This window comes from Duganella sp. 3397 (assembly GCF_031456625.1).
Classification (GTDB): domain Bacteria; phylum Pseudomonadota; class Gammaproteobacteria; order Burkholderiales; family Burkholderiaceae_D; genus Rugamonas; species Rugamonas phyllosphaerae.
In genome coordinates, this window is the sequence record NZ_JAVDVB010000001.1 from 910,602 (window position 1) to 928,739 (window position 18,138).

Sequence of the window (18,138 nt, forward strand, 5' to 3'; positions counted from 1 at the left end):
ATCTGTCCACAGCGATTTTTCGGGAACAGCGATTGTACGCCAGAGTGGTGTACCCGGCGATTGACATTCGCGGTACGATGAGCACACTCGACCTGGCAAACTGGACTTCAGCTGCTCCCACGTCGCCGGCCACTGGAAAGGACCTCCATGAATCAACCGCCCGCCAAGTTGCCCACCGCGCTACCTGCCCACCCCGGCCTGATGGCCGCCTCGCCCAACCAGGGCGCATCCGACACCGGCTACCGCCTGCCCCCCGCACCGCTGCAAGCGATCGTCGATGCGCCCCGGGCGCCGGCACTGAGCCTGAGTCCGCGCCGCGATACCGCCGCCGTGGTGCAAACCCCGGCGCTGCCCGGCATTGCCGAGGTGGCGCAGCCGGAGCTGAAACTGGCCGGCCTGCGCATCAACCCGCGCACCTGCGCCGGCTCGCGCTTTTCGTTCGGCACCGGCCTGTCCCTGCTCGATATCGCCAGCCGCGAGGAAAGCGCGATTGCCGGCCTGCCGCCGGACTTGCGCTTGTCGGACCTGAGCTGGTCGCCCGACCAGCGCCACCTGGCGTTTACCCACGTCTCGCTCGACGGCGACGCCGGCGCAGTGGAATTGTGGCTGGTCGATGTCGCCGCGCGGCGCGCCCGCAAGCTCTCGCCGCAGCCGCTGTCGGCGGTGCTCACGCGCGGCTTCAACTGGCTGCCCGACAGCAGCGGCCTGCTGGTGCACTGGCGCCCGGTCGGCATCGGCCAGCCGCCGCAGACGAACGGCGTGCCCATCGGCCCGATCCTGCAGGACAGCGAAGCCGATGGCGCAGTGCGCCAGCTGCGTACCTACCAGGACCTGCTGCGCAACGAGGACGACGCGCGCCTGTTCGAGTACTACATCACGGTGCAGATGGTGCTGCTGAGCGTCGATGGCAAGGCCCGTCCCATCGGCGAACCGGGCCAGTTCTCGCGCACGTCGGTGGCGCCCGGCGGCGAGTACCTGCTCACGCAAAGCGTGACGCGTCCTTACTCGTACATCGTCACCGCGTCGAGCTTCGGTGAACGGGTGGAAGTGCGCGACCTGCACGGCATGCTGCTGCACACGGTGGCCAACCTGCCGCTCGAAGAAGGCCTGCCGCCGGGGAACGATGCCGTATCAAGCGGCGTGCGCCACGTCTCGTGGCGGGCCGACGCGCCGGCGTCACTGGTCTGGGCCGAGGCCCAGGACGGCGGCGACCCCGCGCACGAGGTGCAGGACGGCGTGCGCGACGTCGTGTACCTGCACGCGGCGCCGTTTCACGCGCCGCCGCTGGTGCTGGCGCGCCTGACCATGCGTTATGGCGGCGTGGCCTGGGGCCGCGAGGACGTGGCGCTGGTCAGCGAACGCTGGCACAAGACGCGCCAGTACAAGCAGTGGATGATCGCCCCTGGCCACTTGTCCACGCCGCCCGAACTGATTCATTCGGGTTCGTACGAGGACCGCTACAACAGTCCCGGTTCACCGGTGATGCGCGCCGACGCCAGCGGTTTTCCGCGCCTGCTGATCGGCCCCAATACCACCATCCTGCTCGACGGCGCCGGCGCCACGCCCGACGGCGACCGCCCGTTCCTCGACCGCCTGAGCCTGACCACGCGCGAAAAGACCCGGCTGTTCCAGAGCCAGGCGCCGTACTTCGAAAACGTCGCGGCAGTGCTCAATGACGACGGCACGCTGCTGCTCACCACGCGCGAGTCGCCGCTCGAACGCCCCAATTACTACCTGCGCGACCTGACCCGGCCCGACGACCGCCAGCTGCGCGCGCTCACCAGTTACCCGCACCCCACGCCGCAACTGCGCGACATCCACAAGGAGCAGATCCGCTACCCGCGCCACGACGGCGTGGAGCTGACCGCCACCCTGATGCTGCCACCCGGTTACGACGCGGTGCGCGACGGTCCGCTGCCGCTGTTGATGTGGGCGTACCCGCAGGAGTTCAAATCTGCCGGCGCAGCCAGCCAGACCACCGGCTCGCCGTACCGTTTCAATGCGGTCAGCTACTGGGGCCCGGCTGCTTACCTGGCGATGGGTTATGCGGTGCTCGACAATCCCTCGTTCCCGATCATCGGCAGCGGCGACGACGAGCCGAACGACACTTACCTGGCGCAGCTGGTGGCGGACGCCGAAGCGGCGGTGGAAGAAGTGGTGCGGCGCGGCGTGGGCGACCGCGCGCGGCTGGCCATCGGCGGCCATTCGTACGGCGCCTTCATGACGGGGAATTTGCTGGCGCACACGCGGCTGTTCCGCGCCGGGATCGCCCGCAGTGGCGCCTACAACCGCACCTTGACGCCGTTCGGCTTCCAGTCCGAGGAGCGGCCTTACTGGCAGGCGCCGGCCGTGTACCAGGCCATGTCGCCGTTCAATCACGCCGACCGCATCAAGGATGCGATGCTGCTGATCCACGGCGCCGAAGACAGCAACTCGGGCACGTTCCCGTTGCAGAGCGAACGGATGTTCCAGGCGATCAAGGGACTGGGCGGGACGGCGCGGCTGGTGATGCTGCCGAACGAATCCCACGCCTACCGGGCGCGGGAGTCGATCATGCACATGCTGTACGAGACCAATGCGTGGCTGGACAAGTACGTCAAGAACGCCACACCTTAATCGAACGCCCAGCTATACAGCACATCGAGCGCATTATTGGTCCCGGTCTGGAACTGCAGCGAGATGCGCGGATTGAGCTTGTACCGCAGTTTGACCAGGCTGGTGGCCGTGCCGGCGCCCTGCTCGAAGCTCAGGTAGGCGCGCGACGAAATCCGCTTGCCCACCGTGACCACGGTGTTTTGCAGTCCGGTGGCAGCGCCCGCAGCCGTGCCCGACCCCGAAGCCTGGCCCACGCCCAGTTCGTCGAGGCCCAGCGAGTTGGCCAGCTTGCCCTGGCCCTTGCCGCCGAACAGCGCGCCGGCAGCGGTGCTTAACAGCGCCATGTCGTTGCCCTCGGTGTTTTCGATGCCATGGCCCAGCACCAGCCAGGACAGCTTGTCGCTGTCGGGTACCGTCGGCGTGGAGATCAGCTTGGCCGATGGCGCCAGCGCCGTGCCGCGCACTTCCACGCCGGCTTCCACGTTGGTCAAGGTCAGCGGCTCGCCTTCGGGACGGCGGCGCACGGCCACGATGTTCAGGCCAGGGTTGTCGTAGGCGCCGGTGAAGTTGATCACGCCCCGGTCGATCGCCAGCTTCTGGCCATACGCCGCGTACGTGCCGCCCACCACCCGGATCGAACCGTTCACGCGCGGCGGCCGGCGGTCGGTAATGCGCACCCGCACCGCGCCGGCCAGTTCGGTTTCGATGCCCATGCCCTTGAGTTTGAAGGCGTCGCCGAGGTCGGCCTCGACGTCGATATTGAGCGGCAGGCCCTGGGCCGGCTTGGTGGCCGGTGCGGCCGCACCCTTGCCCAGCACGACCACGTCGTTCGACAGGGTAGGCGCGTTCTCGTCACCGAGCTCGATATTGGCGCGGTCGGCGCGGAACTTGCCGTCGAGCTGGAAGTGTCTGGCGTCGCGCACCAGCGTGCTCTGGCCGCTCAGCACCAGCAGGCGGTCGGGGCGCGACAGCACTTCGAGCTTGTCTGCACTCAGTTTGAGCTGCATGGTCGCCTCGTTGCCGGCGTACCGGATCCAGCCGTCGGCCTGGGCGCGGCCCTGCTGGCCCTCGAAGCTCAGCGTTTGCAGCTGTAATTGGTCGCCGGTCAGGCGCGCCTGCAGCACGCCGTTGCGCAGCTTGATGCCCTGGTCGGGCAGGTTTACCACCAGCTTCTGGCCGTTGATGTCGCCGGTCAGCTGCGGCGCGCCGATGGTGCCGCTGCCTTCCAGCGCCAGCTTGAGGATGCCGTCGATTTCCAGGCCTGGCTGGCCGGCCAGGGGCGCCAGCCACGCCAGCGAACCCATATTGGCGCTGCCGGTCACGGTGAACGGGCTGTCGTTGGCCAGGCGGCCGTTGCGCAACTGGGCGGTGCCGTCCAGGCGCGCCTGGCCCACGCGGGTGCCATCGACATTGAGCTCCACCCGCAGCGCGCCGTCGTTGACGGTGGCGCGCGCGTCCAGGGTTTTCAGGCCCAGCGGCTGCGACAGGTCGGCGCCGATGATGGTGATGTCGCCCTGTTCGCGGAACACGTGGAACGCGCCGGCCAGCACCGGTGCACTGTTCTTGGCGCCGGCTTGCAGGTTCACGCCCCAGTCGGCGCCGATGGTCATGTTGCCGCGCACGCTGTCGCGCCACGCGTCCGACAACTGGCCCAGGTACCAGACCGGTAACGCCGTGGCCTGGCCCTTGCTGCGCCAGGCGCCGCCATTCTTTTCAAGGTTGTCGATGCGCACGCTGCCGTCGCGGATCTTGATGGTGGTGGTGCCCAGTGCGATCTGCTCGGGACGCGCCAGGCCGGCCACGCCGCTGCCACTAGGCGCCGCCAGGCGCAGCGGCGCCGGCGCCACCAGCGCCAGCGCGAAGCGGCCCTTGTTCTGCAGCGCGTCGATGGCGCCGGTCCAGGTGTCGTTGGCCCAGCCGCCCTTGACGCGCAAGGTGGCGTCGAAGTCGCTGTTGTTGGCCGAGAGCGTAATGGTGTGGGCGCTGCGCGTGCCCGCCGTTTGCAGGCGCGCCTTGGCGATCTTGATCGATGGCGATTCGTAGCCGGCAATCTCGATATCGCTGACCAGGGGCACGTCCGCAGTCGTCGCGACTGCGCGATTGCCGGCGCCGGTACGTGTGGCCGATGCAGCCGGTGCCGCAGCCGTGCTGCCCAGGGTGGCGCTGCCACGGATGCTCTCGACCTGCTGCTGGCCCGGCGCGCGCAGCTTGCTGCCGTCCATGGTCAGGGAAATCGCCGGACGCGCGGTGGTACCGGACAGGGTGCCGTTGGCGCGCAGGATACCGGCAAACTGCGGACCCAATGCCGCCAGTTGCGGCGCGTCGAGTTTCCAGTCCAGCTTATCGAGCGCGCTGCCGAAGCTGCCCTTGGCGACCAGGCTGTTGGCGCCCAGGCGCAGGTCGATGTCGGCAGTGCTGATGTCTTTGGCATTGGCCGACAACTTGGCATAGCCCGACAGCGGTGCGTTCGACAGGGTCGATGGCTGCAAGGTGAGGTTCAGCCCGGCGCGCCAGTCGGCGGACAGGCGCGCGTCGGCCGTAAAGGCGGCGTTGATGGCGCCGGCTTGCGCGGCGCCGAAAGCGGCGGGGTTGAAGCGCTGCACGGTGCCGGTCATGTTCAGTTCCGGTACTTTCGCGCTGCCGGCCATGGCGACGTCGCCGCTGGCGTGGATCACGCTGTCGTTGGCCGGGCGCTTGGCCGAGGCCAGGCCCAGGCCACGGGCGTCGGCGTCAAAGCTGGTGCGCGGCGTGTCCATGGTGCCGGTGACCACGCCGGTGGCGTTGATGGCGCCGATCAGGTCGGGGTTGACGGCGGCCAGCTGGCGCGCATCGACTTTCCAGCGCAGTTGCTCGCCCGGTGCGCCGAAGTCGCCGGCGACGGTGGCGGTGTTCTGGCCCATGGCCAGGCGTGCATCGACGCCGCTGATGTGGACCGGGTCGGCATTGAGCTTGCCGGCGCCGGTGAGCGGCTGGCCATACAGCTTGCTCGGCTTGACCTGGAAGTCGGCCGCCACTTTCCATGCGGGAGCGATATGACCGGCAGCGTTGACGTCGATATTGAGGTCGCCGGCCGGGTAGCTCGGTACCAGCGCCGCCGGATCGAAGTTCTGCGTGCGCACCTTGGCGCTGAACGCCTGCTGGTCCTTCAGGCTCATCTGCCCGGTGGCGTTGATGCTGCCGCTGTTTTTACCGTTGCTGGCGACCAGGCGCAGCTGCTTCAGTTGCAGCAGGGCGTCGGCCAGCGTGGCGTCGGCGTCCAGGCGCAGGCCCTTGTCGGCCAGCTTGGCGCTCAAGGTTTGCGTAGTGGCGGTGCTGGACACGACGATGTCGCCGCCGATGGCGGTCCTGCTGGCGGCCGTGTGCAGCAGCGACAAATCGAGACGGTCGGTGTGCAGCTTGAAGCTGGCGGTGTCGATGCCGCCGTCGATGGCGGTGCGCGCGACATTGCCGCCGCCGTTGAAGTGGCCGGCAGGGCCCAGGTCGAGCAGCACGTTGTCGAGCGTGGACGCGGTGAGCGTACCGCCCAGGCGGCCGCGGAACACTTCCAGCGGCAGCAGGTCCTGGTCGAGCGGACCGGCCTTGCCCTGGTTGAGCAGTTCGAACTCGCCGGCCAGTTTCTGGTCGGGCGCGATCGAGGCCTGCACCTTGAGGTTGAACTTGGCCGGCGGCAGGCCGGCGTCGAAACCGTGCGGATCGACGTCGCGGGCCACCAGGTCGATGGCGCGCAGGATCACCGGGTCGAACGGCGCCAGCGACAGTGCAGCAGTACCGCTGGCGGCGCCGGCGTCGCCCTTGGCTTTCAGTTCCAGGAGCGCCAGGCTGCCGCCGGCCTGCAACGTCAAGGTGGCCGGGGTAGGCGCCTGACCCACTGGCGTGGCAGCGGTGCCGGGTGGGGCCGGCGTGGCGACCAGCGCCTGCGTGAGCGAGGCCGTGCCCTTGAGCGCGAACGGACGGGCGCCGGCAATCGTCAGGTCAGCCTTGGCCAGGCCGAACGGCGTCCTGGCCGAGGCGTCCTGCAAGTGCCAGCTGGTCTTGTCGCCGTACAGGGCAAAGCGCAGGTTGTCGATCACGGTGGTGCCGGTATCGCTGGCCAGCACCAGCTTGTCGAGCCGCGCATCGGACAGGCTCAAGCGGAAAGGCGACGCCAGCGAGGCGGGCATGGTGGTCGGTTCATCGGACTTGCCGGTGCTGCGCACGGTCAGGCTGACCACGTGCAGCTCGCTGATTTGCAGGCCTTCGGAAAAATACTGCAACGGCGACCAGTTGATGTCGATGCTTTGCGCGGTGACGGTGCTGTCGGGGGTTTTATAGACCAGCTGGCCGATATGCATGCGGTGGTACAGCGAGCCGGTAACGCCGGTGACGGAAATGCTGCCGCCGCTGGCGCTGGCCACGCGCTGCACCAGCTGCTGCAAGGTCGATTCGCGGCCGAGCAGCCAGAAGGCGCCGCCAAGCAGCAGCACCAGCACCATCAGCGAGATGAACACGCGGCGCGGCCAGCGGCGTTTTTTTTCCGGCGCCGGCGCAGTGTCCTGGGAATCGTGGTTAAGTTGGTCGGACATCAGAAAGTGAATCCCAGCGAGAAGTGCAAACGATATTTTTGAACCGCGTGGCCATATGCCACGTCGACATTGAGCGGACCGACCGGGCTTTTCCAGCGCGCGCCCACGCCGTAGCCGGACTTGGGATGCAGGTCCTTGACCCGGTCGCCGGCATTACCGGCGTCATAGAACACGGCCGCGCCCCAGGTGGGCTTGAACCAGTACTGGTATTCGGCGCTGGCCGTGGCCAGGTAACGCCCGCCAATGGTGGCGTCGCCTTCTTTGACGCCCAGCTCCTGGTACGCATAGCCGCGCACCGACTGGTCGCCGCCAGCGCGGAACAGGAACACCGACGGCACGCCGTTCTTGCTGCCCGAGCCGAGCGCACCGGCTTCGGCGCGCAGGATGATGTTGGAACTGGCGCCGAACGGCTTGTAGTACACGCCGCGCAGGTAGCCACGGACGAATTTTTCATCGGTGAGCACGGGCAGCACCGCGCCGCCGATCTGGGCGTTGATGGCATAGCCCTTGGTGGGCAGCAGCAGGTTGTCGAGCCGGCGCCAGGTGACCGCGTACGTGAGCGGCAAACTCTTGCTGGTGACCTTGGGCAGGGCGCCCACCGACTTGGTCTCGGACAGCAGTTCGAGCGTGAAGCTGCGCTCGAGCAGCGGCGTGCCCCAGGCGCGCTTGCCGGCGATGCTCGACACGGCGGTGACTTCGCCGGCGATGTCGCTGCGCTCGTAGGTCACGCCGATGCTGTGGTTGTAGCCTTCGGGCGTGATCGGGAAATACATGTCCGCCTTGGCGGTCTGCTTCTTGGTCTCGAGCGTGAGCGCGCTTTTCATGCGCAGCCCGAACACCTGCAAGTCGTCGTAGGTGAGCGAAGCGCGGTTACCGGTGTTGGTACTGATACCGACACCGGCGCTGACATTCTTGCGCTTGTTCTCGGTCACGCGCACCAGCAGCGGCAGTGGGTCCATCGACTTGGCGGCAGCGGCAGCGGCGACCACGGGGGCGTCGGGATCGGTGGGCGCGCCATCGGCGGTGGCCAGCTGCTGGTCGAGGACCGCACTGAGGTCGGCGCTCACTTCCACGCTGGCGAAGTAGCCGGTGTCCTGCAGCTTGGACTGGTAGGCCTGCAACGCCGCCTCGCTGTAATAGTCGCCGGGCTTGATCGGGTTGAGGTTGCGCACCACGGTGTCCGGGTAGCGCTTGAGGCCCTCGATGCGCAAGTCGCCGAAGCGCATCTCGGGGCCGCTGTCGAGCACCACGCGCAGGTTGGCGACGTGTTCTTCGGGGTCCACCGTGGCGCGGCTGTCGGTCAGTTGCGCACGCGGATAGCGGGTTTGCACCACCTGGCGCAGGATGGCGCGCTTGGCGCCTTCCCACTCGTCCTGGCGGAACACGGCGCCTTTCTTGAGCGGCCAGCTGGCCTTGAGCGTGGTGGCGTCGAACTGCTTGTCGGCCGGCTGCTCGGGATTGGGGGCAAAGCCCTCCAGGACCAGGTCGGTCTCGCCCACGCGTACCGGTTCGCCCGGCACTACCTTGACATCGACCACCGCCGGCGTGGCTGCGCGGTCGAACGTCACCGAGACTTCGGGCGTGTAGTAGCCGCTGGTGGAGACCAGCGTGCGGATCTGCTCGGGCGCGGCGCGCACCAGGCGGAACAGTTGTTCGCGCGTCATGCGCGGGCTGTCGCGGAAGCGTTCGAGGTCGAGGTTATCTTCCAGCAGTTCTTTCAAGTCGCCGGGCGCATCGACGCGCACGGTGTACTTGATGATGACCGGCGCGGCGTTGGCGGCCACGGTGGCGTCGCTGGCAGGGACTGCGGCGGGGGGCGTGGCAGAGTCATTGGCAGGGATAGCGGCAGGGGCGGTTTGCGCGTCCTGGGCCAGCGCCAACGAGGGAACCACGGCCGTAACTGCGGTTGTTGCAAGCAGCACGGATACTTTTGTCACAAGATGTGCCAAAATTCGTGGTCTTGCCGATTTATTTGCGGGCGATGCCGGTAACATGAGACTCCATCAGGGGTAGTGCGTTCACCGCATGGTACCGGAATGCCCCGAATCATGGCGTACTAATAATAGTTGATACATCTGGAAAGAAAAGCAATGTTGCCAACCGATTCCGCCCTGGTCCTGTTTAGCGGTGGACAAGATTCCACCACCTGCCTGGCCTGGGCGCTCAAGCATTACGCGCGGGTTGAAACCATCGGTTTCGATTACGGCCAGCGCCACGCCGTCGAACTGACCGTGCGCCCGCAACTGATCGCCAGCCTGCGTGCGCTCAACCCGGCGTGGGACGCCAGGCTGGGCGAAGACCACATGATCGACCTGTCGCTGATCTCCAGGATCTCGCAGACCGCGATGACCCACGATATCGCCATCGAAACCCAGGCCAACGGCCTGCCCAATACCTTTGTGCCGGGCCGCAACCTGCTGTTCATGACGGTGGCCGCCACGGTGGCTTACCGGCGCGGACTGACGGTGCTCGTCGGCGGCATGTGCGAGACCGATTTTTCCGGCTACCCGGACTGCCGCGACGACACCATGAAGGCGCTGCAAGTGACGCTCAACCTGGGCATGGACACCCGCACCAAGCTCGAAACCCCGCTGATGTGGCGCGACAAGCGCCAGACCTGGGAACTGGCGCAGGACCTGGGCGGCACGCCGCTGGTCGATTTGATCCGCTCCGGCACCCACACCTGCTACCTCGGTGAGCGCGGCGCCCTGCACGACTGGGGCTATGGCTGCGGCACCTGCCCGGCGTGCGAACTGCGCGCGCGCGGCTACCGCCAGTTCACGGGTACCGGGAACTAAGTGGATCCGGCCGCGCCAGCGCCATTCCGCCAGCGCCGCCCGTTGGCGCCGGTGCTGGCATTGGCCCAGTCACCGCGCGTATTGTCCGCGCTGGTGCTGGCCGTGAGCCTGGGCGTGACTGCGGTGCTGTGGCGCGACGCCCGCCACGACGCCGACCAGGAACTGCAAGCCGATTTCGAGGTACGTGTGCGCGAGCTGGTCAACCAGCTCGACCAGCGCATGCAAACCTATGTGCAAGTGCTGTACGGCGTGCAGGGGCTGTTCTACAGTTCCGACCATGTCAGCCGGCGCGAATTCCGCACCTATCTCGCCGCCCAGGGGCTGGCGCGCCACTCGCCCGGCGTGCAGTCGATCGGCTACATGCAGCTGGTGGCCGGCGGCGCCCGCGCGCAGCACGAAGCGGCCACCCGCCGCGAGCCCGACACCAATCCCGACTACCGCATCTATCCGGCCGGCGAACGCCCCTGGCATGCGCCCACCGTCTACAGCGAACCGCCCAATCCCCTCAGTCTGCGCGCGCTCGGTTTCGACGCCGCCAGCGAGCCGCTGCGCCGCGCTGCGCTCGAACGCGCGCGCGACACCGGGCTGCCGGCCATGACCGGCGCCGTGCGCCTGCTCGACGACCCGGCCGAGGCGCCGCGTTCGGCGTTCCTGATGCTGCTGCCGCTGTACCGACCCGGCCAGCCGGTGGCCACCGTGGCCGAACGGCGCGCGGCGCTGACCGGCTGGGTGTTCGCGCCGTTCCGGGTGGGGGAGCTGATGATGCGCCTGGGTACCCCGCGCACGGCCGGCTTGATGGTGGAAGTCCACGACGGCGAGCGCGCCACGTCCGACAACCTGGTCTACCGCAGTGCCGCTGGTGCCGGCGCTGTCACTACCGTACCGGCGCCCGCGCGGTCGAGTATCCAGCAAGTGTCGCTGGGCGGCCACCGCTGGACCCTGCGCATCGCCATGCCGCATGCGGCGCACCTGCTGGTCACTGACCGCATGCGCCTGGTGGCGCTGGGCGGCGCCTTGCTCAGCGTGCTGGCCGCCTGCCTGACCTGGGCCCTGGCGCGCGGCCGCGTGCGTGCCCACCAGGCGCTGGCGCGCAGCACCGCGCTGGCGGCCGAACTGAAAGACGGGCAGGGCGCGCTGCTGGCCATGGCCGACAGCGCCCGGCGCAGCCAGGCCATGTTGCGCAGCATTCTCGATGCGACCGTCGACGGCATCCTGGCCGACGACTTCAAGGGCACCATCCTGAATGCCAACCGGCGCTTTCGCGAGCTGTGGAACGTGCCCGAATATTTTGACTGGGACAGCGACGGCGCGGTGTTGATGGCGCACCTGCGCACCCAGCTCTCGCGCCCCGAGGACGGCCAGTTCGAGCTTGATCCGTTGCAGCCGGCGGCGCTGGAACCGCATGGCGGCTGGCAGATGCCGCAACAGGCGCTGCTGCGGCTGAAGGACGGCCGCGTGATCGAGCAGCACACGCGCAGTCTGCAACTGGGCAGCGAGCCGGCGCGCATCTGGTCGTTCCGTGATGTGACGGAAAGGGAGCATGGCAAGCGGCGCGAGCACACCCGCCGCCGCGTGCTCGAACTGCTGGCCACCGGCGCCCCGCTCGAGCGTATCCTCGAGAGCGTGGTGGCCGGGGTGGAGGCCGACAACGAAGACTTGCTGTGCAGCGTGCTGCTGCTCGACGAGCACGGCGAGCGCCTGCTGGTGGCGGCCGCGCCAAGTTTGCCGCCGTTCTTCAACGCCGCCATCCACGGCATGGCGCTGCACGGCACCCAGGGACCGTGCGTGGAAGCCGTGGTCAGCGGACGCCGGGTGATCATCGAAGACTTGCACCGGGCCCCTGCATGGATGGCGCACCGCGACATCGCGCTGCGTGCGGGCATCGGTTCCGGCTGGTCCGATCCGATCCTGGGGGCCGGTGGTGCGGTGATCGGCACCTTCTCGGTGTACCAGCGCGAAGTGCGCCAGCCCAGCATGGCCAATATCGCCCTGATCGAACAGGCCGCTCGGCTGGCCGGCATCGCCATCGAACAGGCCCAGGCCGCGCAGGCCGTGCGCGCCGGCGAGGCGCGTTTTCGCCGCCTGTACGATCATGCGCCGGTGGCGCTGTGGCAGCAGGACTGGTCGGCGCTGTATGCCGCGCTGGCCGAACTGACCGCCTCCGGCGTCGACGACATGGGCCGCTACCTCGACGCCAATCCGAGCCAGGTGGCGCGGCTGGCGGCGCTGGTGCGCATCGTCGACCTGAACGCGGCGGCGCGGCGCCAGGTCGGCGCCGGCCCGCACGGCCTGGCCGACATCACGCTGGCGCAAAATTTCGAGGCCGCTGCGATGCCGGCGTTTGCCCAGGCCCTGGCGGCGCTGGCGCGCGGCGAGCATTTCTTCGTGGGCGAGGGCAGCTTCCGGCGCCTGGACGGTGTGGTGCGCCACAACGAGCTGACCCTGATGGTCATGCCCGGCCACACCGACAGCCTGGACTTCGTCATCGTTTCCACCGTGGACACCACCGAGAAGCGCCGCATGCACGACGAGCTGCGGCTGCTGGCCACCACCGACTTTCTCACCGGCCTGGCCAACCGGCGCGAATTCATGCATCGCCTGGCCGACGAGGAGGCGCGGCTGCGACGCGACATCGGCGCCTGCACGGCGGTGCTGCAACTCGACGTCGACCACTTCAAGCGCATCAACGACGAACATGGCCATGCCGCCGGCGACGCCGTGCTGCGCCAACTGGGCGTATTGATGCTGGACGAGCAGCGCAAGATCGACATGGTGGGCCGCATGGGCGGCGAGGAATTCGCCATGCTGCTGCCGGGGACCACCTTGCCGGCGGCGGCCGTGTTTGCGGAACGGCTGCGCCAGCGCGTGGCGCAGAGTCCGCTGCAACTGGGCGGTGACGTGCGTTTGCACGTCACGGTCAGCATCGGCATCTCGGTGATGGGCGGCAAACTGCCCGGCGGCGATGCGGCCCTGATCCGCGCCGACCAGGCCTTGTACCGCGCCAAGCGCGCCGGGCGCAACCGGGTGGAACTGCAGGACAAGGACAGTATTGGGTCGGATCGGCACGGTTTACCCAACCCTGCCGCTTCCGATTGAAAAAGTTTAAGCGGTTGGGGCGTAGGCAGCGCGGCGCTGGCGGCGGGCGCGGGCGCGGGCGCTGAAGATCCAGTACAGGCCCACGGGGATCAGCAGCGGCAGCAGCAACGGCGACATGGCGGCCACCACGATCACCGAGGCGAGTACCAGCGCGCTGACCAGCACGATGCCGATGCCCGCGCACAGCACGCCCACGAACACGGCTGCGCACACCAGGGCCACCACCGCGATCAACATGCCGCCGCCGGCCAGCACCACGCCGAACAGCGCACCGAGCGGGCCGTCGAAATCATCGTCGCCGAGATTGACATGCAGATTGTTGGACCACATGGCATCCCACAGCGAGATGGCAAGCACGAAGACGATGGCGGCTACTAACAGTTTTTTGGCGGTGCTGGTCATGGTGGTACCCCGTTGGTGTGTTATTGGTGTGTTATTTGGTATGAGATTCCGGTGCCGTTTGGCATGATTGAACTGTACCGGGCGGGGACGGTGGCGGCCACCGGATTGCGACCAAACGCAGAAATGGCGGGTTGGAATGCGTGCCCGCAGCGACCAGCGGCGCCAGGCGGGGCGGGCGATTGTTCCTTGATTTAAAGTTATGCCGTCCTATACTTAATCTCTACCCAGTTCAGGGAGGACCACAACATGGCTAGGCTAGTCTGGTGCGAGGGGCAATCGATCCCCGACGCTTGTCCACACACAACCCGGCGCCAACGCAGCGCCACGCGCTCTTCGGGCGGCGGCCCCAAGGGCCCACCGTCGGCGCCGCCGGCGATCCCGCCCATCATCATCACGCCGTTCAGCTACCACACGCCAGAACCGGCGATCGATCCGCGCTACAAGCCACCGAAGCCGCCGCTGGTCGAGCGCCGGCCGTGCGTGGTGTGCTGATAGCTTTCTAGAAGTTGTGACGCAAGCCCAGCGACGCGCCCTGGAGCGTGGCGCCCGGGCTGGCGCCGCCGTTGGCGCCGAGGCCATTGATGGCAAAGTCCACGCCGGCGTTGCGCTCGTTCTTGATGTGGGTGTAAAACGCGAACATGGTCGTACGTTTGCTCAGCAGGTAATCGTAGCCGGCCGTGTAGTGCGTCGCGCCCGTATCCACCCCCTTGCGCACCTTGCCCATCTGGGCGCCGTCCGCCGCGCTGCCTTTGCCATCGCCTGCGCGGGCCACACCGAGCTTGAACGCATGGCGGCCCACCTGGTGCGTGACCGACACGTACGCGGCGCGGCGCTTGAGGGTGCCCGCTGCCAGCTCATACTTCAGTTGTTCGCCGATCACCGCCACCCGCGTGTCGCCCGTGCGGTAGGCCGCGCCCAGCTTGGCGCCGGTGTCGCTGGTGCCGGGGCCCTGGTACTCGTGGTGGCGCTCGATGGCCGCAGTGGCGTACCAGCTGCCGTTCTCGAACACCACCGCCCCCGAGTTCAGATACGGCTTGGCGCCGCTGGCCGGGCGTTCCTCGGCAGCCGAGCGCGCCACCCGCAGTTGCATGCCGTGCCACTCGGGCGACCAGTAATGCACGCTGTTCTGCTGGCGGCGGTCGAACGAGGAGGTGTCGCTGGTATTGCTGACGGTGGCGCCTGCGCCATTGCCCATGATGCTCATGTAGCCGGCCGTGGTCGGGTAGAACGGGTCGAGGCCGGCGGTGGCGGTGTTATAGGGCAGGTTCCAGTTGCCAATGAACAAGGTGCCGGCCGTGCCTTCCAGGCCCACCCGGGTGTCGCGCGAGGCCAGGCCGCCGGCGCCGGTGTCGAGCGCCAGCGTGCCCTCGATCTGGAAGATCGCCTTGAGGCCGCCGCCCAGGTCCTCGGTGCCGCGAAAGCCGAGCACCGAGCGATAATTGCTCAGGCGCGTGACGGTGGCGTCGGTGCTGCCGCTGTCCGAGCTGCGCAGCGACTCGAGTCCAGTATTCAGGCGGCCGTAAATGGTAACGTTGCTTTGCGCGCAAGCTGTGCCAGTGGCGGCGGTGAGGAAGAGGGCAAGGCCAAGTTTGTGCATCAGTGGTGACTTTCTATTGTTGTTCGCGTATAAGGCGCTTATTATTTCACCCCCGATGCCAAGACACCCGAGCCTAAAGTATGAGTAACGACTTCCCCGATGTACCGGACACCCCCGAAGACGACGCCCCGATCCAGGAGCCGCGCCTGTGGCAGGGCAATGGCTGGACCGCGCGCGTGATCAAGAACGACGATGACGAGGGCTGGGCCGTGGCCATGGTCAAGGATGGCGAGCCGGAACCGGCGCTGGTCGGTCCCTGGACCATGGGCCGCGACAAGAAAAACCCCAAGCCGCTCGATGTCAACGCCTTCAACACCCTGGTCAAGACCGCCAACGAGGTGATCCGCCGCCACGAGCAGCAGCTGCACGCGCAACTGCACAAGAACGTCTTCGTCAACACCGACGACGGCGGCCAGGTCAAGGTCACGCTCGACATCGTCCCCGACGAAGACGACCCGTACGCCATCCTCGCGGCGTTCGATCCGTACGGCGAAGAGCTGGCCAAGGTGCGCGTGGCGCCCACCTTCAAGCTCAGTGTGACCTCCGCGACCACATGGATCGACAACGGCTACCGCAAACCGCAATGATTGCTGGCCCTGGACCGGGCCGGCTGATAGTATTTCCTGTGCGTATTAATTACAGGAAATTGAATGGAAGAGCGTCTCGCCCGTCTTGAAGCAGTCCAGGCCATCTTGCTGGAGATCGGCCGCAAATCGGGCAGTTGCACCGATATCAGCGAATTCCTGCAATCGGTGCACGCGGCGCTGGGGCGCATCATGTATGCCGCCAACTTTTTCGTCGCGCTCAGCGACCACGAAGGGCCGGCCAACCAGGTGCGCTTCGTGTACTTCGTCGATGAAGTCGACGCGGCGCCGCCGAAGGACGAACTGTTCGAGCTGGCTGACGGCGAGTCGCCCACGGCAGCGGTGATCGCCAGTGGCCGGCCGATCGTGATGACGGCTGCCGAGCACGTCTCCAGGAGGCTGGACAATGCCGCTTTCGGCATCGGCACCATCGCCGAGCACTGGATGGGTTGTCCTCTGCTGGACCAGGACCACCAGGTGCTGGGCGCGATGGTGATCCAGAGCTACGACCGCCAGCACACGTTCAATGGCGAGGACCAGGCGCTGTTTGCGCTGATCGCCGACTACGTCTCGGCTGCGCTGCGCGGCCTGCAAAGCGTCGATCGCCTCGAGCGCGCGGTGCAGGACCGCACCGCGCTGCTGGCGCACGAAGTGGCCGAACGGCGCCGCGCCGAAGACGACATCCGCCATGCCAACGACGCCCTGGAAGAGCAGAACGCCGCGCTGGAAAACGCCCTCACGTCGCTCAAGGACGCCCAGGGCGAACTGGTACGGCAGGAAAAGCTGGCCTCCCTGGGGCGGCTGGTGGCCGGGGTGGCCCACGAAATCAATACCCCGCTGGGCATCTGCGTGACGGCAACGAGCCACCTGGTGGAAGAACTCAAGCTCACCCGCGCCGACCTGGCGGCCGGCATTCTCGACGAAGACGGTTTGAACCAGTTCTTCGACATCATCGATCAGTCGCTGCGCATCATGACCACCAACACCCAGCGCGCGGCCGCGCTGGTGCGCAGCTTCAAGCAGGTGGCGGTCGATCAGTCGTCGGACGATATCCGCAGTTTTAATTTACGCAAGTACCTCGACGAAGTGCTGCTGTCGCTGCAGCCCAAGCTCAAGGGCAAGCCGGTCACGATCGACATCGATTGCGACGACAACATCAACATGGCCAGCTTTCCCGGTGCGGTGTCGCAGGTGCTCACCAACATGGTGGTCAACTCACTGGTGCACGGCTTCGAGGAAGGGCGACATGGCCACATCAAGATCACCGGCAAGGTCGATGGCGATTTCGTCAACTTCGATTACAGCGACGACGGCGTGGGCATGGACACGTCCACCCTGGGCCAGCTGTTCGATCCGTTCTACACCACCAAGCGCGGCACGGGCGGCAGCGGCCTGGGCGCCCACATCCTGTTCAACCTGGTCACCGGCGCGCTGGGCGGCACCGTCAAGGTGGCCAGCGCCCCGGGCATGGGCTTGCACTACAAGCTGCGCTTCCCCAAGGTCAAACGCAAATAGCAGGGGGGTTATTTGGCGGCAGCGGCGGCAGCTTCGATCAGCTTGGCCACTTCGGCGGGGTGCGAGGTCATCACCACGTGGGAGGCACCCTTGATCACCACCGTGTCTTTCGACTTGGCGCGCTTGGCCATGAAGTCTTGCGATGCGGGCGGGATGTTCTTGTCGGCGGTGCCGTAGATGAACCACGACGGGATGTTCTTCCAGGCCGGCGCCGGCGACGCTTCGTTGAGCGCGGCGTCGGTGATCGGGCGCTGGCCGGATGCCATCAGTTTGGCCTTGGCGGCCGGCACGTCGGCGGCAAACTGGGCCGGGAATTTGTCTTGCTGGATGTACAGGTCCTTGCCGCCATCGGCCAGCGCCACCGGTGGCGCTAGGGTCGGGCCCAGCGTGCTGCCCGGGAATTTACCCGACAGGCCTACCGCCGTCTCGCCCGCTTCCGGCGCGAACGCGGCCACGTACACCAGCGCCTTGACATTGGCCGCACCGGCGGCGGCAGCGCTGATCACCGAGCCGCCGTACGAGTGGCCGACCAGCACCACCGAACCTGGAATGCTCTTGAGCAGCGAGGCCACGTAGGCGCCGTCGCCCTTGACGCTGCGCAGTGGATTGGCGGCCGCCATCACGGTGTAGCCGTCCTGTTCGAGCTTGGCGATCACGCCATCCCAGCTCGACGAGTCGGCAAATGCGCCGTGCACCAGCACCACGGTGGGCTTGGCGCCGGCGGCGCTGGCGTAAGGAACGGCAAAGGTGGAAGCGGCAATCACTGCGGCCAGCGCGGCGTGTTTGCTCAAGCGGGTAAAGGACGAGGACGACGTCATGACAGCTCCTGGTATCGGGTGGCGCGGCCCATGCCGCGCCTGAAATTCGATACTAGCAGCGCCGATTGTCGTTTCGAAGGAAAAAACCCCACCTCCCATCTTCAAGCAGGGCGGACGGCTGACCTTTCGGCAGGGATTTCGGCGCAAAAATGCTATCGTGCGGGTTGTCCA

General features: G+C 67.2%; 11 protein-coding genes. 6 read left to right on the plus strand and 5 right to left on the minus strand.

Going from position 1 to position 18,138, the window contains the following annotated elements:
* Nucleotides 1–147: 147 nt before the first annotated feature.
* The gene (locus J2X54_RS04035; RefSeq protein WP_310178130.1) at nt 148–2,616 is read left to right on the plus strand and encodes a prolyl oligopeptidase family serine peptidase; all 2,469 of its coding nucleotides are present in this window, start codon (nt 148–150) and stop codon (nt 2,614–2,616) included.
* Here the strand turns inward: J2X54_RS04035 and J2X54_RS04040 are convergent.
* Both J2X54_RS04040 and J2X54_RS04045 read right to left on the minus strand, forming a co-directional pair.
* A complete protein-coding gene (locus J2X54_RS04040) occupies nt 2,613–7,157 on the minus strand; it encodes a translocation/assembly module TamB domain-containing protein (RefSeq protein ID WP_310178133.1) in 4,545 nt (1,514 codons plus the stop codon). The two genes, J2X54_RS04035 and J2X54_RS04040, sit on opposite strands and share 4 nt — an antisense overlap.
* Nucleotides 7,157–9,049 (minus strand): autotransporter assembly complex family protein, encoded by a 1,893-nt coding sequence (locus J2X54_RS04045; protein WP_310178136.1) that lies wholly within the window; start codon nt 9,047–9,049, stop codon nt 7,157–7,159. The genes J2X54_RS04040 and J2X54_RS04045 overlap by 1 nt, the downstream gene beginning before the upstream one ends.
* A 198-nt stretch (nt 9,050–9,247) precedes the next feature.
* Between J2X54_RS04045 and queC the strand changes: the two genes are divergently transcribed.
* Together queC and J2X54_RS04055 are read left to right on the plus strand one after the other, a co-directional pair.
* Entirely contained in the window at nt 9,248–9,955 is a 708-nt protein-coding gene (gene queC, locus J2X54_RS04050) for a 7-cyano-7-deazaguanine synthase QueC (RefSeq protein WP_310178139.1), read from the plus strand.
* The gene (locus J2X54_RS04055) at nt 9,956–13,051 is read left to right on the plus strand and encodes a CHASE domain-containing protein (protein WP_310178142.1); all 3,096 of its coding nucleotides are present in this window, start codon (nt 9,956–9,958) and stop codon (nt 13,049–13,051) included.
* 6 nt (nt 13,052–13,057) lie between these two features.
* On the opposite strand, the gene J2X54_RS04060 is transcribed toward J2X54_RS04055, so the two are convergent.
* Entirely contained in the window at nt 13,058–13,453 is a 396-nt protein-coding gene (locus J2X54_RS04060; RefSeq protein WP_310178144.1) for a hypothetical protein, read from the minus strand.
* 246 nt (nt 13,454–13,699) lie between these two features.
* Here J2X54_RS04060 and J2X54_RS04065 point away from each other — a divergent pair, with 246 nt between their 5' ends.
* Nucleotides 13,700–13,945, plus strand: coding sequence for a hypothetical protein (locus J2X54_RS04065; RefSeq protein WP_141749472.1), 246 nt, complete (start codon nt 13,700–13,702; stop codon nt 13,943–13,945).
* Nucleotides 13,946–13,952: 7 nt separating this feature from the next.
* Here the strand turns inward: J2X54_RS04065 and J2X54_RS04070 are convergent, their stop codons facing one another.
* Nucleotides 13,953–15,050 carry a porin gene (locus J2X54_RS04070; protein WP_310178147.1) on the minus strand — a complete coding sequence of 366 codons (1,098 nt, stop codon included), beginning with the start codon at nt 15,048–15,050 and terminating at the stop codon, nt 13,953–13,955.
* 80 nt (nt 15,051–15,130) lie between these two features.
* Here J2X54_RS04070 and J2X54_RS04075 point away from each other — a divergent pair, with 80 nt between their 5' ends.
* Nucleotides 15,131–15,637, plus strand: coding sequence for a hypothetical protein (locus J2X54_RS04075; protein WP_310178149.1), 507 nt, complete (start codon nt 15,131–15,133; stop codon nt 15,635–15,637).
* Between the two features lie 63 nt (nt 15,638–15,700).
* A complete protein-coding gene (locus J2X54_RS04080) occupies nt 15,701–17,149 on the plus strand; it encodes a GAF domain-containing sensor histidine kinase (protein WP_310178151.1) in 1,449 nt (482 codons plus the stop codon).
* Nucleotides 17,150–17,157: 8 nt separating this feature from the next.
* On the opposite strand, the gene J2X54_RS04085 is transcribed toward J2X54_RS04080, so the two are convergent.
* A complete protein-coding gene (locus J2X54_RS04085; RefSeq protein ID WP_084640613.1) occupies nt 17,158–17,967 on the minus strand; it encodes an alpha/beta fold hydrolase in 810 nt (269 codons plus the stop codon).
* Nucleotides 17,968–18,138: the final 171 nt, after the last annotated feature.